Source organism: Candidatus Poriferisodalis sp. (assembly GCF_965208925.1).
Taxonomy (GTDB): domain Bacteria; phylum Actinomycetota; class Acidimicrobiia; order Acidimicrobiales; family Poriferisodalaceae; genus Poriferisodalis.
Genome location: NZ_OZ242364.1, coordinates 2,730,760 through 2,752,160, shown reverse-complemented (window position 1 = coordinate 2,752,160; position 21,401 = coordinate 2,730,760). Strand labels below are relative to the sequence as shown.

Annotated in this window: 13 protein-coding genes, 3 tRNA genes and 2 pseudogenes; 3 read left to right on the top strand and 15 right to left on the bottom strand. The window is 65.3% G+C overall.

What is annotated here, in order from left to right:
- Nucleotides 1-25 precede the first annotated feature (25 nt).
- Nucleotides 26-99: transfer RNA gene (locus ACOGI5_RS12075), tRNA-Val, on the bottom strand.
- Nucleotides 100-119: 20 nt separating this feature from the next.
- On the bottom strand, nt 120-884 hold the full coding sequence (locus tag ACOGI5_RS12070; RefSeq protein ID WP_419864661.1) for an inositol monophosphatase family protein: 765 nt from the start codon (nt 882-884) through the stop codon (nt 120-122).
- 132 nt (nt 885-1,016) lie between these two features.
- Here ACOGI5_RS12070 and ACOGI5_RS12065 point away from each other — a divergent pair, with 132 nt between their 5' ends.
- Nucleotides 1,017-1,586: a hypothetical protein gene (locus ACOGI5_RS12065; RefSeq protein WP_419864660.1), complete on the top strand. Its 570-nt coding sequence runs from the start codon at nt 1,017-1,019 to the stop codon at nt 1,584-1,586.
- Nucleotides 1,587-1,640: 54 nt separating this feature from the next.
- Here the strand turns inward: ACOGI5_RS12065 and ACOGI5_RS12060 are convergent, their stop codons facing one another.
- The 9 genes and pseudogenes from ACOGI5_RS12060 to ACOGI5_RS12020 all read right to left on the bottom strand — a co-directional run bounded on the left by ACOGI5_RS12060 (nt 1,641) and on the right by ACOGI5_RS12020 (nt 12,533).
- On the bottom strand, nt 1,641-2,795 hold the full coding sequence (locus tag ACOGI5_RS12060; protein WP_419864659.1) for an ABC transporter ATP-binding protein: 1,155 nt from the start codon (nt 2,793-2,795) through the stop codon (nt 1,641-1,643).
- A pseudogene (locus ACOGI5_RS12055) lies at nt 2,792-3,439 on the bottom strand (oligopeptide/dipeptide ABC transporter ATP-binding protein); the annotation flags it as partial. The gene ACOGI5_RS12060 and the pseudogene ACOGI5_RS12055, both read right to left, overlap by 4 nt.
- Nucleotides 3,440-4,129: 690 nt before the next feature.
- Nucleotides 4,130-4,504: pseudogene (locus ACOGI5_RS12050) on the bottom strand (ATP-binding cassette domain-containing protein); the annotation flags it as partial.
- A gap of 13 nt (nt 4,505-4,517) precedes the next feature.
- Entirely contained in the window at nt 4,518-5,348 is an 831-nt protein-coding gene (locus ACOGI5_RS12045; protein WP_419864658.1) for an ABC transporter permease, read from the bottom strand.
- Nucleotides 5,341-6,480: an ABC transporter permease gene (locus tag ACOGI5_RS12040; protein WP_419864657.1), complete on the bottom strand. Its 1,140-nt coding sequence runs from the start codon at nt 6,478-6,480 to the stop codon at nt 5,341-5,343. Before ACOGI5_RS12040 ends, ACOGI5_RS12045 begins: the two co-directional genes overlap by 8 nt.
- Before the next feature lie 57 nt (nt 6,481-6,537).
- Nucleotides 6,538-8,529, bottom strand: a complete 1,992-nt coding sequence (locus tag ACOGI5_RS12035; protein WP_419864656.1) for an ABC transporter substrate-binding protein — start codon at nt 8,527-8,529, stop codon at nt 6,538-6,540.
- Nucleotides 8,526-10,466, bottom strand: a complete 1,941-nt coding sequence (locus tag ACOGI5_RS12030) for an ABC transporter substrate-binding protein (protein WP_419864655.1) — start codon at nt 10,464-10,466, stop codon at nt 8,526-8,528. The genes ACOGI5_RS12035 and ACOGI5_RS12030 overlap by 4 nt, the downstream gene beginning before the upstream one ends.
- Before the next feature lie 31 nt (nt 10,467-10,497).
- Nucleotides 10,498-11,748, bottom strand: coding sequence for an ABC transporter substrate-binding protein (locus ACOGI5_RS12025; protein ID WP_419865480.1), 1,251 nt, complete (start codon nt 11,746-11,748; stop codon nt 10,498-10,500).
- The gene (locus tag ACOGI5_RS12020) at nt 11,643-12,533 is read right to left on the bottom strand and encodes an ABC transporter substrate-binding protein (protein WP_419864654.1); all 891 of its coding nucleotides are present in this window, start codon (nt 12,531-12,533) and stop codon (nt 11,643-11,645) included. The genes ACOGI5_RS12025 and ACOGI5_RS12020 overlap by 106 nt, the downstream gene beginning before the upstream one ends.
- A gap of 149 nt (nt 12,534-12,682) precedes the next feature.
- Here ACOGI5_RS12020 and ACOGI5_RS12015 point away from each other — a divergent pair.
- Both ACOGI5_RS12015 and ACOGI5_RS12010 read left to right on the top strand, forming a co-directional pair.
- Nucleotides 12,683-12,755: transfer RNA gene (locus ACOGI5_RS12015), tRNA-Ile, on the top strand.
- Between the two features lie 122 nt (nt 12,756-12,877).
- Nucleotides 12,878-12,950 (top strand) — tRNA-Asn (locus ACOGI5_RS12010).
- A 38-nt stretch (nt 12,951-12,988) separates the two neighbouring features.
- Here ACOGI5_RS12010 and ACOGI5_RS12005 read toward each other — a convergent pair.
- From ACOGI5_RS12005 to ACOGI5_RS11990, 4 genes are all read right to left on the bottom strand, one after another.
- Entirely contained in the window at nt 12,989-18,277 is a 5,289-nt protein-coding gene (locus ACOGI5_RS12005; RefSeq protein ID WP_419864653.1) for a RecQ family ATP-dependent DNA helicase, read from the bottom strand.
- Nucleotides 18,278-18,411: 134 nt separating this feature from the next.
- The gene (locus ACOGI5_RS12000; RefSeq protein ID WP_419864652.1) at nt 18,412-20,610 is read right to left on the bottom strand and encodes a CHC2 zinc finger domain-containing protein; all 2,199 of its coding nucleotides are present in this window, start codon (nt 20,608-20,610) and stop codon (nt 18,412-18,414) included.
- A 74-nt stretch (nt 20,611-20,684) separates the two neighbouring features.
- Complete coding sequence (locus tag ACOGI5_RS11995) at nt 20,685-21,098, bottom strand: hypothetical protein (RefSeq protein ID WP_419864651.1); 414 nt, start codon at nt 21,096-21,098, stop codon at nt 20,685-20,687.
- Entirely contained in the window at nt 21,095-21,280 is a 186-nt protein-coding gene (locus tag ACOGI5_RS11990) for a hypothetical protein (protein WP_419864650.1), read from the bottom strand. Before ACOGI5_RS11990 ends, ACOGI5_RS11995 begins: the two co-directional genes overlap by 4 nt.
- Nucleotides 21,281-21,401: the final 121 nt, after the last annotated feature.

Sequence of the window (21,401 nt, the reverse complement as noted above, 5' to 3'; positions counted from 1 at the left end):
CCACGTGCGACGCCGCGCACGTCGGTGGGCGCTGCAGGACTCGAACCTGCGACCCCCTCCTTGTAAGGGAGGTGCTCTCGCCAGCTGAGCTAAGCGCCCGGTCGGCCGGGTTTCGCAGGCTACCGGCCGTCACCTGACCCGGAGCCCGGCTGCCGAGCGTGTCCGAGCAGTGCTGCCAGCTCGGGCGTGCTGGCAGCGATGGGCCCCCGGCGCTCGCTGTGGCTGAGGTGAAACAGGTCTCTGCCGCCAGCCTCGCCGGTCCATGTGCCCGCTTCGCTGCAGATCAGGATGCCCGCGGCGTAGTCCCAGACGCCGTGGTTCGAGTTCAGGTCCAGGTACGCATCGAGCCGACCGCAAGCGACGGCGCAGAGGTCAAGCGCTGCTGAGCCGAGCACCCGTACCTGCCAGACCGGCAGCTCGAGGCCGGGTCGCCCCGATACGCCGATCACCGCGCGTGCGCCATGCTCTCGCCCACTTGGAGCTATCGGCTGGCCGTTCCGGTGCGCTCCCGCGCCGGCCGCAGCAGTGAATTCCTCGCCCGAGACGAGGTGACGCACAAGCCCGGCGACCGGCACCACCCCGTCGACGACGCAGAGGCTGATGCAGTAGTGCGGGATGCCCCGCGAGGCGTTGGTGGAGCCGTCCACCGGGTCCACGATGACGGTCTCGCTGCCTGATCCAGCCCGCAGGCCGGACTCCTCGCTCAGCACGCCCACGCCTGTCTCGACGAGCACCGAGAGTGCCGCAGCGTCCGCCACCTGATCGGCTGCGTACTGATCGGATCGTTCCCCGCCGTCCTGCCAACGGTCGAATCCGGCAAGCGCCGCCTCAACCGCATCGGCGGTGCTCCGCAGCAGGCCGAGCCAGTCGCTGACGGCCGTCATCGGCTGGAGACTAGCTGCGGCCTGCTGAGCCCTTCCGGCGCAGCCAGCAATTGCGAGCAAATTCTGTCGAGCTTGGCCAACCGGCGCTATAGCCTCCGCGCATCACCTCAGCGCCCCGTGGGGAGCATCCCGATGGCAGCGATTGACATCTCCGGCTACATGGCGAGCCTGAAAGACCATGCGCATGCGCACGGCTTCCACATTCACGACGAGCGGCAGTTCATCGAGACCTACAGCCTGCGCCAGACCTGGGAGGTCGACCTGCACCCGGCGGAGGCGTGCGGCGGTCCGCTCGACCTGCACCTCACGCTGGAGGCCGACCCGCGCACCATGCTGTCGTTCGAAGAGGTGCTGTGGGCGACACCAGAAGACGAACTGCCTCCCGATGAGTTCTGGCTGCCGCTGATGTTCACTTGGGCGCTCCCGCCGCTGGATCGCAGCCCAGACATGCTCGTGCTGGCGACCGACCTGGCCGGCCTCGGCGGCACGGCCCTGCCGGTGGAGGTTTCCGCCATCGATTCGCTCACATCGGTAACCGACGCAGCGAAACGGACGTTGATGATCGTGGCGCGCAAGGACCTGTCGCTGCAGGCACTGCTGCGGGGCGAGGACGACATGTGCGAACCCTTCGACCTGTGCACCAAGATCTGCGACTACCTGCTGCACCACGCCCAGGACTGGTACGAAGAAGTCCCGTCGTAACCGCCTCGGCATGCTCGGCCGCGTCGGCCGGCATCCGCCGCATCGGGGTTGAAGCTAGGTGGGGTTGATCACGACCCCGGCTTCGCTGACCCGGCCGGATGCGATGTTGCGCTCGAACGCCTCGGCTGCCTCGGGCGTGCCGACCGGGTAGAAGCAGCGGTACAGGTGCACACCCGCCGCGGGATCGGACTCCACGTCGTCGATGCTGTCGGTGATGCTCGAGCGAGCGGGCACCGCCGTCGGCACCTCGATGAGCGCCGGCTCTTCGGCGTAGCAGAGGTCCTGCGCGTACTTGCAGCGGGGGGCGAACTTGCAGCCGGACGGAAGGTCGGTCATCTGGGGTGGCTGGCCGCCGATGATTTCCAGACGCGCATGGCTGTCATCGGTGACCTTCGGGATCGACCGGAACAGCGCCTCGGTGTAGGGCATCTTCATGTCCCGAAAGAGCGTCTTGGTTGAGGCGCGCTCCACGATGCGCCCCGCGTACATCACGATGATCTCGTCGGTGCGTCCCGCCACGATCCCAAGATCGTGAGTGATGAGGACGAGCGACATGTCCCGTTCTGCCCGCTCGGCCTCGAGGAGATCCAGAATCTGTGCCTGGACGGTGACGTCCAGTGCCGTGGTGGGCTCGTCCGCAATGAGCAGGCGGGGGCTGCAGGCAAGTGCGATGGCGATCACGATGCGCTGGCGCATGCCGCCCGACAGCTGGTGGGGGTATTCGTCGATGCGTCGGTGGGGCTCGGGGATGCCGACCTCCTCCAGCAGCTCGAGCGCAGCGCTGCGTGCGGCACGCGCCGAGAGATCTCGATGAACGCGTAGGCCCTCGCCCACTTGCTTGCCGATCTTCATCACCGGATTCAGCGAGCCCAGCGGGTCCTGGAAGACCATCGAGAGCTGCGGACCCCACATCTCGAGCAGTTCCCGGCGGCCCAGCGACATCATGTCGACGCCGTCGAAGTTGACCGTGCCCGTCGATGTCACCCGGGACTTGGGCAGCAGCCGCATGATGGAGCGCGACATCACGGACTTGCCCGACCCGGACTCCCCCACCACGCCGAGGCGAGCCCCGGGGCGCAGAGACCACTCGACCCCGTCGACCGCTGCCAACGGTCCCACCGGGGTGTGAAAGGTCGTCCGCAAGTCGCCGACTTCGAGCAGCGGCGGATCGCCAGCCCATGGGGAGCTCTGCGCTGCCGTCTCGCTCATGACGCACCCTCGGTATTCGTCGCCAGATCGACCCGCGCAGGGGCTGGCTCGCCGATGAGCGGCGTGTGGCAAGCCACAAAACGGCCGGGCGCTATCTCGCGCATCTCGGGCTCTTCAGCCGCACAGCGCTCGGCCGCGAGCGGGCAGCGAGTGCGGAAACGGCATCCTGACGGGGGATCCATCGGTGACGGCAGCTCCCCGCCGATGCGTTCGGTGCCCAACTCCGCTTCGGGATCAGGTTGCGGTATCGCAGCCAGCAGCAGCTCGGTGTACGGATGGGCGGGCTGGGCGAACATTGCATCGGGCTCGCTGACCTCGCACAGCTTGCCCAAGTACATGACGGCGACCCGGTCGCTCACGTTCTTGACCACGGCAAGGTCATGCGCGATGAAGACCAGCGTCAGACCCATCAGGTTCTTGAGGTCTTCAAGCAGGTTGAGAATCTGCGCCTGCACCGAGACGTCCAGCGAGGAGACGGGCTCGTCGCAGATGATCACCTGCGGCACGCTCACCAACGCTCGAGCGATCGAGAGCCGCTGTGCCTGGCCGCCCGAGAACTCCCACGGGCGTCGGTCCAAGGCGTCATCGGGGTTGATGCCGACGTATTCGAGCACCTCCCGCACCCGCGGCTCGGCCCGTTCGCGCTCGGCGTCGCGATTCGCGCGGTAGCACCGCAGCACCCACCGAAACAAGAGGGTGTCGATAACGGCTGATGCCACCAGCACCGCCAGCTTGATGCCTCCGTCCAGACCGGCGACATAGAAGACCTGCAGGACCACCATGGCGCTCAGCGTCGTGGCAACCCCGCTGGCGCCGGCCCGTTCTGGCTTCACCATTGACAGCACGAGCCACACCGCCAGCACGGCGGTGAGCAGGCTCAGCCCGCCGGAGTTCAGCCACTGCGCCCAGCCGCCGAAACTCGACCAGGTGCGCCACAGCAAGAACGCGCTGGCGCCGGTGGTGACGACCACGCCCGCGAGCCCGACAGCACTGGAGACCTCGCCGAACTGACGCGACATCAAGCTGAACGGCAGCATCACGGCCAGCAGTACCCAGGTCAAACCCAAGAGGAGGGCGATCGCAGCGGCCAGCAGCAGCAGCGCAAGCGACGGGAAGCCGATGACCGCCGCAGGCACCTGCGTCCACCCCAGCCACGGCTCAGCAGCGCGCTCCTCGACGGTCTCCGACAGGATCCACAGCACGAACGCCACCGACGCCAGCAGGCCCACGATGCGCATCACTCCAGATGCTCGCCGCAGCATGTTCTGCAGCAGCTCGCCGATGCGGTCCTGCCACACTGCCATGGCGGTTCGTCTCGACACGTTCTCGAGGGCAATGAACAGCGGTTCGGCGATGATGTCGCGCACCCTGCGCCGGGGGTTCAGCGACGAGATCGGATCCTGGTAGATCATCTGCAGCCGGGGCCGCACGTCGCGTATGGCGTCCTCGTCGAGCTCGGTCAGCTCCTGGCCGTCGAGCTGCACAGTGCCCGACGTGGGCCGGGGGAGCTGCAGGATGGCCCGTCCCGTGGTGCTCTTGCCGCAGCCCGACTCCCCGACCAAGCCGAGGGTCTCGCCCTCCTCCAGGTCGAGCGACACACCCGAGACCGCGTGCACCGTGCGACCGCCGGCCGCAGGGAACTCCACCACCAGGTCCCGCGCGCTCAGCAGCGCTTCCGGGCGCAGATGGGCGTTGCCGCTGCCCGCCATCAGAAACCCGCCCTCACAACACCGATTCCCGCGGCTCAAAATACTGCTGCAGTTTGTCGCCCACGAAGTTGAGCGCCAGCACCGTCACGAACATGACGATTGCGGGCATCAGGCTGATGTGCGCGGCGACGTCGAGGTTGGTGCGCCCCTTGTTGATCATGTCGCCCCAAGTGGGTGTCGGCGGCGGAACGCTCAGGCCCAAGAACGCCACCGAGCCCTCCACGACGATCAGGCCCGCCATGATGATGAGCGAGTAGCTGACGAACGAGGGCGCCACATTCGGCAGGATCTCACGGAACAGCACCCTGCCGTCCCGGGCCCCCAGCGTCCTGGCGGCAAGCACGAAGTCCTGCCCGGCCCAGCTCAAGGTGGCAGCACGCACCACTCGCGCGATCGGCGCGATCGACAGCAGCACGAACGTGAACACGAGGATGAAGATGCGCCGCTTCGCTTCGGAGTCCAAGAACAGCACCAAAGCGAGAAACAGGATCAGCGGCGGGATCACCAGCGACGCGTTCAGCGTGGCCGTCAGCCAGCGATCGACCCGGCTGCCGTAGTACCCCGAGACCATGCCCAGCAGGCCGCCGATGATCAGCGCCAGCACCGTGCCGACGGTGGAGATCACCAGGCTCACCTGCGCTCCGTAGATCACGCGGCTGAATACGTCACGACCGACGCCGTCGTTGCCGAACCAGTGCGACAGGCTCGGGCCCTGTTTCGAAGTGCCTGGGAACGTCTCGGCAGGATCCTTGATTGGCAGGACGTCGGCGAACACGGCGGCAAGGGCGAGCACGACGAGGTACACCACCGCCAACCAGAAGACGAACCCCAGGCGCTTACGCACGAGCGCCAACCTCCCGGCCGCGCAGTCGCGGGTCGAGCGCCAGATACAAGAAGTCGGACATGGTGAGCACCACGATGTACAGCGTCGAGATCACCAGCACACCGCCCTGCACCGCGATGAAGTCGCGTTGGGTCACGCCCAGGAAGATGTACGCCCCCACACCCGGGATGGTGAAGATGAACTCGATGATCAGCGCGCCGCCGATGAGCAAGCCGACGGTCAGCCCCACGACCGTCAGCAGCGTGAAGCTCGACGGCCGCAGCGCGTGCCGCCACAGGATGCGCCGCGTCGGCAGCCCTTTGCTGCGAGCCAGGTCGATGAACGGCAGGCGCAGCGTGGCGATCATGTCCGATCGAAGCAAGCGCATGAACACAGCCGCCTGGCCCATCGCCAAGGCCAGCGACGGCAACAGCATGTGCTTGAAGTGCAGCACCACGTCCTCGCCGAGCGGCACATAGCGCGCTGCCGGGAGCGCGCGGAATCCGATCTCGTTGCCGGCGACGCTGAGCCCCCCGATCGCGAAGAAGAGCACGAGCATGACAGCGAGCACGAAGTTGGGCGTGGCCAGGAATCCCAGCATCACGTTGTTGATCGTGCCGTCAGTCTTGGTTCCCTGCCGGTAGCCGGCCCAGATGCCCAGCGGGATGGCGAAGCCGAGAGCCAGCACCACCGAGTACGCCATGATCTGCAGCGTCGGGGTCATCGAGCGCGAGATGCCGTCGGCGACGTCCTCGCGCAGCACGATCGAGGTGCCGAGGTCTCCCGTCAGCACGCCGCCCAGCCAATTGCCGTAACGATTGAAGAACGGCTCGTCGAGCCCCAGCTCGGTGCGGACGATCGCAATCTGATCTGCGGTGGCGGCCGGGCCCAGGATGTTGATGGCGGGATCGCCCGGCAGGCTTGCCATCAGCGCGAACACCACGAACGACACCCCGACCAGCACTGGGATCACGCTTGCGATGCGCCGCAGTGCGTAGCGGCCGTCGGCGATGCCGGCCCCGACGGTGCCGATGACGACCAGCACGCCGAAGGTCCAGCTGAACGGGGGCCGCCAGATCCACGCCCACACGATCGTGGCCAGCAGTGCCGCCGCGACGATGCGGCCGAGCTGATCGCGGATGGCCTGCTTCATCGCAACCGCCTGCCTGCGGCTGTTTCCCAACGGCGCACGTTCGTTGCCCTCATCGCCTCAGCCCTGACAGTCGCCGTCGATGCACCAGATCTGCGACAGATGGTGCTTGCCGGTCACCACCGGGAAGACGGGCGCGTCATTGCCGGGTATCGACAGGTTGGTGAGGTTCTGCACGCGCGGATCCGCGACGATCCCCCACAGCGTCCAGGTGACCCACAAGTTCCAGACGTTGCGTCCGAACTGTCGATTCACTTCCTCGGCTGCTTCGCGGCGGGCGTCAGGATCCGGATTGTGGCGGATGATCTGGTACAGCGCGTCGATCTCGGGGTCCTGAAATCGTCCGATGTTCAGAGCGATCTCGTTGACCGGCGCAGCCGAGGCGGAGTGCCACCAGAACCACTGCTCGGAGGGGTCGACGCCTCCGTGGTTTCGCATTCCCGTCAGCTGGTAGTGCCCGGCCAGCATGAGGCCGATGAACTGGCCCTGCTCAATGGTCTGGATGAGCACTGACAGCTCGTCGCCGAAGACCTCCTGCCACATGGCAACCATGTACTCGACCGATTCCACGCCAGCCGGGTCGTTGGGGGTGTTGAACGAGAACGTGACCGGATTCTGGCCGCTGTCCGCCTTGCACTGGGCGAATTCGACAGCGGCGGCCTCAGCGTCGTAGGCGGGATATCCGCTGTCTTCCAGATAGCCCATGGATCCGGGTGGGAACGGCCCATTGGCCGCCCGGACGATCCCGCCGAACAGCTCGTCGACGTAGCGCTCGCCGTCGAATGCGTGGGCCAAGGCCTTGCGGCAGCTCAGATGCACAAGCGGATTGTCTGCGTTGATGCCCAGCGGGTCCATCGGCACCGGTTCATCCACACCCCTGGTCGTCGCCAAGACTGGGTTGGCGCCCGCTGCCACATTCACCATGTTGTAGCCGGTCTCGCCGTAGTCGTTGGCCTGCAGCAGGACGAAGTCGGGATTGCTCTCGTACTTGGCGATCTCGTCCGCGTTCGAGGTGTGGATGATGTCGAACTGGCCCGCCTTGAGGCCGCTGGAGCGGCCCACGATGTCGACCGACACGACGAACTCGATCTCGTCGAGGTACGGGAGCTGTTCGCCCGTGATGCCATTGGCACCTCGCCAGTAGTCCTGGTTGCGCTCGGCTATGAAACTGTTCCCGTTGCCCGGCGTGTAGCTCACGAACTTGAAGGCACCCAGACCCACGGGCGCTGCGGGGTTCCCAGTGGCCCGAGCCATGCCTTCGGCCCGTTCCTGCGGGCTCAGGGGCGAGAACGGCGATGAATACAGCGGATTGTTGGGCAGCGTCTCGAGCCACGCCGGCGAGAACATGAATCCGCAGGACTCGGCTCTGCCGTAGGGACCGAATCCCATGGCAAACGGCAAGGCAGTCCTCACCTTGACGGTCTGACCTTCACCGGTGATTTCCTCAATGCCCAAGAACGCGGTTCCGGTGAGCTGGCCGATCTTGCAGAGATTGAGGTTGTAGGCCACTGCCTCGCCGGTCAGCGGCGTGCCGTCGTGGAACCTGATGCCGTCCCGAATCTGGAGGGTCCATTCGGTGTAGTCCTCGTTGTGCGCTTCGGACTCGACCAAGTACGGCACGACTGCGCCCGTGGCATCGGTGACGTACAGCGAGTCGCTGATCGCGCGGAAGATCATCCGGCAGCTGATCGCGCACGACGACGCATAGTGCACGAACGGATTGGCCGTGTCGGCCTCGATCCCGTACACCAATCGACCGCCATGGACTGGCCCCGCCATCTCGTCACGGGTGTCCTCGCCCGAGGCCTCACCGGCCTCGCGGGCCTCCACAACCGCTTCCTGCTCCTCCGACAGCGTCGTGGCCGGCCCTGATGCCGTAGTGTCCGCCGGTTCCGGGCTCGCTCCGGTGTCCTCGCCGGCGTCACTGCGGCACGCCGATGCGATCAGAGCGAACGAGATCACGATGGCCCACGCCGCAGCCCCGCGGTGCGCGCAATGCTCCAACGGTTTCGTCGCACCGGTCCCCCGGTCGGCCCCGACGTCGCCGATCATTCTTGACAGTCTCCGTCAATGCACCAGATCTGGGCCACATGGTGCGCACCTGAGTTCACTGCAAACGCTCCCATCTCGCTGCCCGGTATGGACAGGTTGGTGAGGTTCTGCACCCGCGGGCTGGCGACGATGCTCCACAGCGTCCAGTGCGTCCAGAGATTCCAGACGTTGCGGCCGAATGCCCGGTTGACCTCTTCCGCAGCTTCGCGGCGGGCAACGGGATCGGGATTGTGGCGAATGACGTCGTATGCCGCATCGATGGCGGGATCCTGGAAACGTCCCACGTTCGACGCCAGCTCGGGCACCCTGGGGTCGATCGGCAGCGCGGTCACCGAGTTCCACCACAGCCACTGCTCGATCGGGTCCACCCCGCCGTGGCTGCGCATGGCCATCATCTCATAGAGGCCCGCGAGCGCCAGGCCGAAGTACTGGCCTTGCTCGATGGGCTGGATCGTCACTGCGATCTCGTCTTCGAACGCAGCCCGCCACATCGACACGATGAGCTCATTCGACTCGACATTGAACGGGTCGTTGGTGCTGTTGAACCCGAACGTCACCGGGTTCTGGCCGCTGTCGGCCTTGCATTGGGTGAACTCTGCGCGGGCGGCCTCGACGTCGTAGGACGGGTATCCCGAGTCAGCCAGGTGGCCCATGCTGCCCGGCGGAAAGGGCCCGTTCGCCACCTGGACCAGGCCGTGATACCGCTCGTTGACGAAGCGCTCTCCGTCGAATGCATGCGCCAGCGCCCTGCGGCAGCTCAGGTGCACCAACGGGTTCGCGGCGTTGAGGCCCAGCGGGTCCATGGGGACCGGCTCGTCGAGGCTGCGCTGGGCCGCGAGCACCGGGTTGGTCCCCGATGCCACATTCATGAAGCTGAAGTGCGTTTCGCCGAAGTTGTTGGCCTGCAGCAGCACGAAGTCGTCGTTGCTCTCGTACTTGGAGATCTCGTCTGCGTTGTCGGTGTGGATGACGTGGAACTGGCCCGCCCTCAACCCGTTCGAGCGGCCCGTGATGTCCACGGACACCACGAACTCGATCTCGTCCAGGTACGGCAGGTTCTCGCCCGTGATGCCATTGGGGCCACGCCAGTAGTCCGGGTTGCGCTCGGCGATGAAGCTGTTGCCGTTGCCGGGCGTGTACTCCACAAACCTGAACGCGCCGAGTCCGACCGGTGCCGACGGATCGCCCGTGGCACTGGCCAAGCCAGCGGCCCGCTCATCGGCCGACAGGGGCGAGAACGGCGAGATGTACATCGGATTGTTCGGCAGCGTCTCCAGCCACGCCGGGGAGAACATGAAGCCGCAGCCCTGCTCCCTCGACGCCGGGCCCGGCCCCGTCGCGAACGGGATGGACGTCTCGTAGTGGACGAGTTGGCCTTCGCCCCAGACGTTCTCGATGCCCAGGTAGCCAGGTCCGGTCTGCTGGCTGAAACGGCACAGGTTGATGTTGTAGGCGACAGCCTCGCCGGTCAGCGGCGTCCCGTCATGGAACGTGATTCCGTCGCGGATCGTCAGCGTCCACGTCAGGAAGTCGTCGCTGGCAGTCTCGGATTCGACGAGATAAGGCACGATGTCGCCGTTGGCATCGGTGACATACATCGACTCGGTGATCGCACGCATGATCATGCGGCAGCTGATCGCGCACAGCGCCGCGTACGGCGCGAACGGGTTCGCCGTGTCAGCCTCGATGGCGTACACCAGTCGGCCGCCATGGACTGGCCCCGCCGTCTCTTCTCGGACGTCCGCGCCCGTGGCCTCGCCTGCCTCGCGAGCTTCGACCACTTCTGCCTGCGCCGCCCCCAAGGTGGTCGACGGCGCAGGCGCAGCGGCATCGGCGGCGTCAGGCTGAGCACCTGAGCCGTCCCCGTCACCGCCCGCGCAGGCGACGGCAATCAGCGCGAACGCTGCCGCTGCTGCCAGCGAACGCGCTCGCGCCAATTGCCGCCTCCCCCTTCGTTCTGGTGGGCCCTCAGCCTTGGCAGTTCCCGTCCGTGCACCAGATCTGCGTCAGGTGGTGCTTGCCGGAGATCACCGGGAAGGTGTTCTCGGCATTGTCGGGGATCGGAAGGTCGGTGATGTTCTGCACCCGCGGGTTGGCGATGACGCCCCACAGGGTCCAGTACGTCCACAGGTTCCAGACGTTCTCGGCGAACGATCGGTTGATCGCCTCGGCAGCCGCGCGCCGTGCCTCGGGATCAGGCACGTGCCGGATGACGTTCAGCGCATCAAAGATCGCCGGATCCAGGAAGCGCCCGAAGTTCAGCGCCAGCTCGGGCACCGACGGGTCGACCGGGCTCGCCGTGAACGGGCTCCACCAGTACCACTGCTCGGACGGATCCACGCCGCCGTGATTGCGCCAGCCCTGCATCTGGAACACGCCGGCCAGTGCGAGGCCGATGTACTGGCCCTGCTCGATCGGCGCGATCGACACCGCCAGCTCGTCTCCGAAGGCGTCGTCCCACATCGACACGATGAGCTCGTTGGACTCCACGTTGAACGCGTCGTTGGTGGTGTTGAACGCGAACGCCACCGGGTTCTGACCGCTGTCGGCCTTGCACTGCTCGAACTCGGCCCGTGCGGCGTCGACGTCATAGGCCGGGAAGCCCGAGTCCTCCAGGTAGCCCACGCTGCCCGGCGGGAACGGCCCGTTGGCCACCTGCACCAGGCCCTGGTGGCGCTCGTTGGCGAACCGCTCGCCGTCGAATGCATGCGCCATGGCCTTGCGGCAGCTCCGGTGCACTAGCGGGTTCGCTGCATTGAGCCCCAGCGGATCCATCGGGATCGGCTCTGCGGCACCTCGAACGGCCTGGAGCCACGGGTTCACGCCGGATGCGACATTGATGAGGTTGTGGCTGGTCTCGCCGTAGTCGTTGGCCTGCAGCAGCACAAAGTCTTCGTCGCCCTCGTACTTGGAGATCTCATCCGCGTTGGCCGTGTGGATGATGTCGAACTGGCCGGCCTTCAGACCGTTCGAGCGGCCTTGAATGTCCACGGCCACCACGAATTCGATCTCATCCAGGTACGGCAGGTTCTCACCGGTGATGCCGTTCTCGCCACGCCAGTAGTCCGGGTTGCGCTCGGCGGTGAAGCTGTTGCCGTTGCCCGGCGTGTAGCTCACGTACCTGAAGGCGCCCAGCCCGACCGGAGCCGAGGGGTCGCCGTTGGCGTTCGCAAGCGCCGCCTCGCGCTGCTGCTCAGTGAGCGGAGACGCAGGCGACACGTACAGCGGGTTGTTCGGCAGCGTCGACATCCATGCCTGGCTGAACATCTGCCCGCACACCTCGGCTCGACCAGCCGGCCGACGCCGGCCGCCAGCGGCTGGCCGGGGCTGGCAGTGACCGTGACGGTCTGGCCTTCGCCGACGACGCTGTCGACGCCGAGGAACGCCGGGCCTGTCAGCTGGCTCAGGCGGCACAGGTTGATGTTGTAGGCCACGGCCTCGCCGGTGAGCGGCGTGCCGTCGTGGAACGTGATGCCGTCGCGGATCGTGAGGGTCCACACCATGTAGTCGTCGCTGTGCGATTCGGATTCGACCAGGTAGGGCACGATCTCGCCGTCGGCATCGGTGATGTAGAGCGAGTCGGTGATGGCACGGAAGATCATGCGGCAGCTGATGGCGCACGACGTGGCGTAGTGGACGAACGGGTTGGCCGAGTCGGCCTCGATGCCGTACACGAGCTTGCCGCCATGTACGGGGCCGGTCTCGGTCTCGCGGACGTCCTCGCCGGTGGCCTCGCCCGCCTCGCGGGCCTCGACCACCTCTTCCTCCTGCTCTGACAGGGTGGTGGTGGGCGCTTCGTCGACGGTCGCCTCGGTGGTGTCCGGCTCAGGTGCAGCGCCATCGCCGGTATCGCCGCCGTCATCTCCACCGCCGCACGCAACGGCGATCAGGGCGAATGCGGCGAGCACCACGCCCAGCCGAATGCCGAGCGAGCGCCGGGACCCGCGGCGGCGGCGCCTGCTCGTGAGTTGATCGGCATGGCGCCGCGATTGACCTGTGTGCATCGTGGAATCTCCTCCCCCACTGCGCCACCGCGGCGCTTTCGGCGAAACCTACTAGCCCCACTGCGGGGCTCTGTACCCGGCCCTGTTCTCGGCTCGGAGCCTCGTATCGCTCGCGACAGGCTTGCTCGCTGGACCGGTACGGTGCGGCCGGGCCGGTAGCTCAGTGGTCAGAGCAGGCGACTCATAATCGCTGGGTCGTGGGTTCGATCCCCACCCGGCCCACCCACTGTTTGAGGTGCAAGACAATCGCTGTGCAGACGGCGCACACTGACCGCGCCGTCGGCGGCGCACATCTACTCAGTATCGTTTCCCCGCACGTTCGGGGCGCTGCGCGGCTCGTTCGGTCCGGGGTAGCTCAGTTGGCAGAGCAGCGGACTGTTAATCCGTTTGTCGTGGGTTCGAGCCCCACCCCCGGAGCACACCTCACTCGCACACAGGCCCTTTCGATAGACCATCTACTGGTCACGAGGCTCGTCTTCAGGCTCGAACACGAGTTCAGGCACGACGACCTCCCAGTGGTCACACTTCAATTCCTGCTTGTACTGGGCCTCGGAGTACTCACTGCTCCACGTCGCGATCGCTGAGACCTTGGCTTCGACGCAACGCATGCCGCTCGGGGCCTCGAACCAACGCGACAGCATCCCTACCTGTACCCCGTTGCTGTCGCGCAGCTCCCACTTACCCTGATGTTCTCGAGCCTGCAGAGGATCGCCTGGCGACAGCGCCCTGATGCTGCGATGCACGCTGTCTCCAGCGGGCATGCGGCCAGCGAAGCTGAGATAGACGTCCTTCAGAGTCAGGCTCCGGTACCGGCGAGCCAGTTCCGGCGTTGGCGGTGGCAGTACGACCGGCGAGCGCCACAGCACCGAAGGCATCCCGTCGAGCACATCGTGAAACCCACGCTCGCCGCGCAGTCGGCAGAGCGTCAGCGTTTGCTTGGCGCGCGTCATGGCCACGTAGTACAAGCGCCGCGGCGCGTCGGCATCTTCATCGCGGCTGAGACGGCTCCATCCCCCGTCGAGCACGATCACGTGGTCGAACTCCAGCCCTTTGGCGCGGTGCGCAGTCAGCAGCAATAGACCTCGTTGACGACGCCGCGCATCTCGGCACCACTCTGCCAGCCACTCGATGAACGACACCGCCGGTACGTCGGCACCACCAGTCTCGATCTCGTGCTCGGCGATTGCCTCTGTCAGCAGGTCGATCCACGGGCCCCGTTGGTCGATGATCCACCTGCGAAGGGCATCGCTTCCCAACAAGCCTCGGTGCCGGCGAGCCTTCTGGATCAGGGCTTGGGTCTCGCGTAGATGCCACAGGCTCAGATCGCCCTCATTGGCAAGCTGCACGGGGATGTCGACCTGCTCGCAGATGCTCCGAACCGGTTCGAGGTAGCTCCACTCGCGGGCGATCACGGCGCAGTTCGCCCAGTTCCAATTCGGCGCCAGACCTTCCAGACGCCTCAACTCGACCATCGCTGCCTGTGCCTGGGTGATGAAATCCTCGGCGGGGTGCAGCATCTGGACTCTGCCTTTCGCAACCGGGTCGAGTGATTCCCAGTCACCACCGGCTGGCTCCCCCCGGCGTGCCCGGTCGATGCGGATCGCGTGGCCTGTCTTCATCCGTGACTTCGCCGGTGCGATGGCTACGTTGGCGGCGTCAATGATGTGGCCGTTCGAGCGGTAGTTGTCCACCAGGAACGCTGGCCTGGCGCTGTAGTCCTCCTCGAAACGGCGGATGAACTTGGGCGAGGTTCCATTGAACGCATAGATGTTCTGGTCGTCGTCGCCCACAGCGAAGATGGTGAGGCGGGTGTCGGCATCGGCAGCCGTTCGTCCGGCCAAGGCAGCGATCAGTTCGTATTCGTCGTCGCCTATGTCTTGGTATTCGTCGACGAGAATCCATCGAAACCCGGTCAGCAGGCGTGCCCGTGAGTCCTCCACCTCGTCCGGTTCGAACTCGTCGCCGCGCAGTAGCGCGATGGCCTTCCTCATAACCTCGCTCAGAAGCTCGTCGAAGCTGCGAGTGCTGGACAGCGCTGCGGTACCTGAGAAGCTGGCCCCGACCAGCCGCATGGCGAGCGCATGGCATGTGAGCACCGTCACGCCGTTGGCGTCGTCGCCTACCAACTCGTGCAGGCGACGGCGGATGTCCGCAGCAGCATGCCGGTTGTAGGCGAGTGCCAGGATGCCGCGCGAGTTCTGGCGTCTCACTCGGATCAGATATGCGATGCGGTGCACCAGCACTCTTGTCTTGCCCGAGCCTGGTCCAGCGAGGACTAGCACGTTTGTGGCTTCGCGATTGTCTGCCACCAGCGCTCGCTGCCGCGGATTCGAGAGGCTCTCGACGATTGCTCGCCACGACTCGGGAGTCGTCTCACGGTCGATCTCACCACGGCGGCCGGGGAGCCAGCGGCGTACAAACTCGTCATCGCCGTAGGTGAAGTAGTCGAGCGCCAAGCACACAGCGTCGGCTACGCGGACAAGACCCTGCTCGGCGTAGGCGGCCATCACATGGATCTGCCGGACAGTTCGGTCGTAGTGATGAGCCAGTTCTGCGAAGTCAGACTGCCAAAAGCCGCGCGTTTCCGGCTCCAGCGTGATGGACATGGCCGAGCGAAACACCGTCAGTCCGCGGTTGAGCCTGACCACCTCTTGCTCGTGCAACCACAGCAATGCCCGCTCCATGAGCCTGCGTTCGGCGTCGGGCGAACCGACATTGAGGCTGGGGTCGGCCTCGATTGCTTCGTCAACGGCGTGCTGCAACTTGCCCAACGTCGTCTCTGCAAGCAAGTCACTGCCGCGGCTTCTCGCTGGCAATACCTCTAGGAGATGGTCAAGCAGTGTTCCCGCAGCTGACCGACGACGTCCCGCGATGCCTTCCAGCTGGTGCCAACTTCGCCTGAGCGTCACTGACATGCTCTCGGCGCCGTGCTTCCGCAACGCGACACTGCCCCCTGATCCACCCGGACCGATCCCGTCGCGAGCAAGTCCCTGCAGCGTGCGTGTTATGTGTTCGGGTCGGACGTCAGCAAGCCCGGCCTCTTGGAGACGTTGGGAAGCGACGCGCAGGTTCATGAGTGCCGATTCGCCCACGTCCAAGTCGTGAGCCATCTCGCGCATCTGCTCAATGAGCAACTGCTCCAGTTCCGCAGCTTGGGCGAGACGTCTGCGGGAGGGTCTGGGTGCCCCCACATGGACAAACGCTGTAACCACAGTGTCATTGGTTGCAAGACCGAGCTGTTCGAGCTTGTGGAGCGCGCCCGACACCTGGTCCGGACCGAGTCCGGACATCGACATCAGCATGTCGGTGGAGATGCCTTCGTCAGGGTTCGCGTCGATCAGCCTTGCCACTACCGACAGCAGCGCAGCCTGGTAAGCGGGGTCGATACCCGAACCGGTCAGCCTGCTCTTGGCTTCCTGGACCGTGTTCACGCGGAGGGAGGAAGGGAACACCATCACCCGGTTCTCGTCGCGGACGAGCAACTCCGCCTCCTCAAGCCAAGCCACTGCCGTTCGGACACGCGTGTCGTCAGTCGCCGAATCCCGTTGGAAATCCTCCGTTTCTTCCTCGACAAGGATCTCGCCTGGCGTGGCAACCACCGCACCACGTCTTCCTCCCCGCCGGTCCAGAGTGCGCAGCGCCCGTAGCACGCCGTGAATCTCCCGTCGGGTGAGCCGTGACATCGCTGACAATCCGAACTGGCGCTCGACGTCTTTGTTGGTGTAGAGCAGCACGCAATGCGCAGGCTCCCGATCGCGGCCAGCGCGGCCCGCCTCCTGCAGGTAGTTCTCCAGCGACGAGGGGATGTCCGCGTGGACCACCAACCGGACGTTCGGCTTGTCGATACCCATCCCGAATGCGTTCGTGGCGGCGATGACCCGAAGCTCACCCTCAATGAAGCGCTGCTGGATCGTTTTCTTCTCTTCAGGCGGCACTCTGGCATGGAAGCGATCGGCCGCGATGCCCTGCGCTTGGAGGAAATCTGCTACTTCCTCGGTGCCTCTGCGGGTCGCGCAATAGACGATCGCTCCACCGTCTGTGTGCGACGGGAGGTGGTGTTGCAGCGTCGCCAAGATGTCCTGCCGCTTGGCGGAAGCAGATGTCTGCACAACCTCGAATTCGAGATTCGCCCGGCGGCTGCCGCCGTCAAACACCCTCATGTCGACACCGAGATGCTCACGGAAGTAGTCGCAGATCTCGGTCTTGACCTCCGGCTTAGCGGTCGCGGTCAAGCACAGCACCGGCGGGATGCGCTCGTTCTGAGCTCGTTCTCGGATGAAGCGGCCTACATAGCGGTAGTCAGGCCGGAAGTCGTGCCCCCACTTCGACAAGCAATGCGCCTCGTCAAGAACCCAGGCACCGATCTCGCGCTGATCGAGGGCGTTGCGCACCGACACACTGCGCAACTGTTCGGGAGAGATCAGCAGGATCGCAGCGTCGCCAAGACGCACCCGCTCCAGTGCCTCAGACCGCTCGGGTGACGACAACAGTCCATTGACGCTCACACATGAAGTGACTCCGAGCTTCTGGAGACCTGCTACCTGGTCTGCCATGAGCGCCACCAGCGGGGACAGGACCACAGTGAGCGCCCCCGTCTTGTCATAGCGGGACAGCGCGGGAAGCTGGTAGCACAGCGACTTACCAGTGCCGGTCGGCAATATCGCCAACACGTCTTCGCTACCCATGACCGCCTCGACGATTGCCTGCTGCATCGACTGCTTCGTCTCCCCGAGAGCCGGCTCGGCCCGGAACGACTCGAAGCCGAACAGGCGCCTGAGTTCCCCGGTGGCGTCGTGGCGGCTGCGGCACCAGGTGCAGCGATCATCGCTGCAGGCCTCGTCGCGCAGGCGCCTCACCAGCCGTCCCGCTTCCGGGAATCGATGGCGCACCCAAGGCGGCATCACCGAGCTTCCGCCCGACTCCCAGATCCATGCCATCGCATAGGCGAGCGCCCAACCGTGCTCGGCCGCGTCGCCAACCGCCCGGTGCAGATGCGACCGGCAAACGCGATTCTCCAAGTGACTCCGGATCGCATCTCGAGCTTGAGCTACATCGGGCCGGGGTACCCCGCGCAACGCAGTGAAAAACCGGTCGAAACCAGCCGACCGTTCCCCGCCAGCCGTCAGCCAGTGCCACGCCACCAAGAGCTCCGACGGCGCCTCCGCCAGCTTCGAGCGCTGATCCGACAGCACCTGCAATGCAAGCTGAGCGTCCAAGCAGGGGTCATTGAGCTCGCTGCGAACGAGTCCTGCGTCCTTGTAGTGCTTCACCAGATGGTGATACGGGTGGCGCGGGAAAGCCAGCGGATTGAGCCACAGCGTGTCCACCGCCGGCAGGGCCAGCAACTGCAGCTCAGGCACGGCAGCCTGCAGGCGCGGCAGGTCGAAATCGATCAGGTTGTGACCGACAACGAATTCCGCACCCTCAGCCAACTTGTCCAGCACAACCAGCGCTTTGTTCGCTGTATTCGCCGGCCTAGTCCAGACGACTCTGTCGCCCTCATAGATAGCGACGCACTCGTTGGGTTGCTCGGTGGACCGGCTCTTCTTCGCCCACACGACGCGCCGGTCTGTATCTGCCGCCACCCCTGCGAAGGCATAGATGCGACCATCCTTGCGAGAGACCTCAAGATCCAGCGCCAAGCAGCGCGACAGCGCATCTGCGGTCGTGGCCATGACCAGGACATCATGACCGAAAGGCACCCACCAGCGGGCAATTGCCACGCCGACCAATGGCGAGCGCACGTGCGGGTCCGTGGCTGTCCATCCGGTCCGAGCTACTTCAGAAGGTAGGGCTATGGCCTCCTAGCCCCTTTGTCCTGTATTCGAATTCCACTTCGAGAGCACTGGATCGAAGTTGACCGCTGACTCAGTAGCGCTCACTCGCCGACATTCGTCAGGGCGAGCAGTAGCTCCGGTGCCTCAACACCTCCCGTGAGCAACCTCGCGAGATCCTGCACGGCACCAATTCGAAGATCTTCCTGGCCCAATTCGCGTTCCCGCTGCATGTGCCACAGCAGCAGCGCGCGGCGCAGCCGATACCACTCGGCCTGCGAAAGCTCACCGCCTGTCGAGACGAATGGGATGTCGCCGCCTTGCTCGATGCGCGAGAGATTGGAACGTACGGCATCCAGCAGCGACTTCGCTACTCGGTCGATGGCCTCTGGTGCGGTCAACTTCTTCGCTTCTTCGGCAACTGATGTCAGGAGCTCGCGCACGATGCCATCGGCCGAATCCGAGTCCTCTCCCTTGACATCTGCGATGGGGTGAGTGGGATCGACACGGGGAAGCCAATTCGGGTCTGATGCAATTCGCGAGAATGCCGCCCGGGCAGCATCGCTGTCGAAGAGCTCTGTCGTCACGAGCGTGATCGCGTCGCCTTCCGGTGCCGCCACTGCCTCGAGCAGCAAGCGCTCCCGCCTCGCTCGGCCCTGGTTGGCATGGTTAATCCGCACTTGCACGCGGCTCGCCAGCGTTGATTCGGGCAGCCTGTCGTTTGCCGAGAGTGCGGGATCCCAATCGCCCGGATACTCAGGCACGAAGTAGTCCTCGCCTGGATCAGGCGGTGGTGGGGCGTCGTAGTAGTCGGGAGCCGAGGACGTGGGACGTCGCGTCAGTCTTTCTCGTGCAGCGTTCACCCGCAGACGTAGGTCGGCCACTTCCATCGGGATGCGACTCGCAATGGGCTCGAAGTCTGCGTCCTTGAGAACATCGGGCGGGTAGACGGCAAGCACCTCGGCCGCTTCGTCTGCTGCGCGATCGCGGCCACTCGGGCTGTCGAGTTCGGAGCGTTGAAGGATTCGTTCGGCGCGGAACGCGTGCAGTGGCTGGGCTTCCTCGAGTGCACGGCGTAGAGCGGGCGGGTTCGTTTCGGCCAATTCGCCCGGGTCGGCACCCGGCGGCAGCGTCGCCACGAAGATGTCGAGACCGTGCTCGCGTTCCCACTGATGCACTCGTTCGGTGGCGGTCTGCCCCGCGGCATCGGCATCGAAGGCCAGCACGATGCGTGTCGCCGAACGTGACAGAAGCTCGGCATGCTGCTGGGTGAGCGCTGTGCCACAGGTGGCCACCGCTTCGGAGATCCCCGCTAGATCGCACCCGATGACGTCGGTGTAGCCCTCGCAGACGACGATCCGCTCAGCCGTTCGCGCTGCTTGCCTGGCGAAATTCAGCCCGTAGAGCACCTTGCTCTTGTCGTAGACCGCTGTGCCAACCGTGTTTTTGTATTTCGGGCCCTTCGGAGCCGGCTCGTCGGGCCGAGGCAGCAGACGTCCGGCGAAACTCACGACCCGACCGCTTGCGTCACAGATCGGGAACATGATTCGATCGCGGAAGAAATCTGATGCGCTGGCAGCATCGCGGGCGGCGACGTCATCGTCTGCGGGTTCGTCACCGGGGTCATCGCAGGGTTCGTCGCTTGCTGTATTGCCGGGTTCGCCGCTAGTAGCTGCGTCGAACGTTGCGCCTATATCTGAGCTAGGGCGTTCCTGCCCCCGCCGCGATGCCGATCGTGCGCGACCCGCTTCGGCGTAGACCAATCCCGCAGCGGCCATCTGTTCGGGCGGCGCGCCTAGATGTCGGCACAGCTCATCCCACCGTGGCGTCGCGTATCCCAAGCGCCACTTCACGACGGTGTCACGGTCGTAGCCACGCCGACGTAGGTAGGCGCGAGCCTGGCCCGCATCGGCGCTGTTCATCAGGCGCTCGTGATAGAAGCGAGCCGCCTTCTCAAGCAGGTCGAGCAGCTCTTTGCGGCGCTGGTTGGCCCGCTGCGCGCCGGGCGCGTCATAGGTCAAGGTGATGTTGGCCGCAGCAGCCAGCTGTTCGACGGCGTCGGTGAAGTCGAGGTGCTCGACCTCGCGCAGGAAGGTGATTGCGTCGCCGGAGGCCTTGCAGCCGAAGCAGTGGTAGAAGCCCTTGGCCGGATCGACGCTGAATGACGGCGTTTTCTCGGTGTGGAACGGGCACAGTCCTACGTGACGGCTGCCGACTCGCTTGAGGCTCACCCTGCGGCCGATGAGCGCAACGAGGTCGGTGGCTTCGCGCACACGCTGCACATCAGAGTCTCGGATACTCATTTGCGCACGACGCTAGTAACTGACTGCGACATGTCCCGCCGAGGGGCAAGCGCCCAATCGAGGCACGCGGCGCATCAGTTCCGCCTGAATGTGCACGCCCGATCATTGAGCACGATTTCGAAGAGTTCCAGGAAATCCATGCCGAGCAGGATGTCGAAGTTGGGTGGCGCAGGTGGCAGCAGCCGCCATACGGAGAGTTGCTGACCGCACTGGATTGGTTGGTCGCGTCCTGGATCGAGTTCGACACCCAACCAGAGCCAAAACGCAGGTGTCGATCGGGCAGAGCTCCCGATCCCACCGACGTCGAGATACTCGACCGGGTCTTGGGAGGATCCCATCGAGTTGATGACGCGCTCAGACACAGCCGATCTTTGGCTTCCGGTGTCCACCAGCCCCAGGAATCGACTGGCCTCGGCCTCGGGTGTAACTGCGACAAGCGTCTCAGCCAGAACCTGTCGGTTCCAAACAGACACCGTCAGTTCGTTCAACGCTCCTGGTCCACCATGGGGAGGCTCACGAAGATCGGCTGTGCACCGATCTCTTCAAAGGAGAACTCGCCAATCCCGTACCTGCTCACCCCGACGGAGTACGCGGCTTCTCTGTCTTCGTAGACGCCAACGACCTCCCCATCGTGCAGGAGGGCAATCTTGCCGGAATGCTCGGCCTCCATCTGCTCACGGTGAAGGCGCCGGTAGGCATAGTGGTTAGACAATGCTTGGGTAGGCATGGGCAACTCCGACGACTACAGCTGCCGACATCCACACCTTGGCACAGCCATCGGTCCCAAGCAC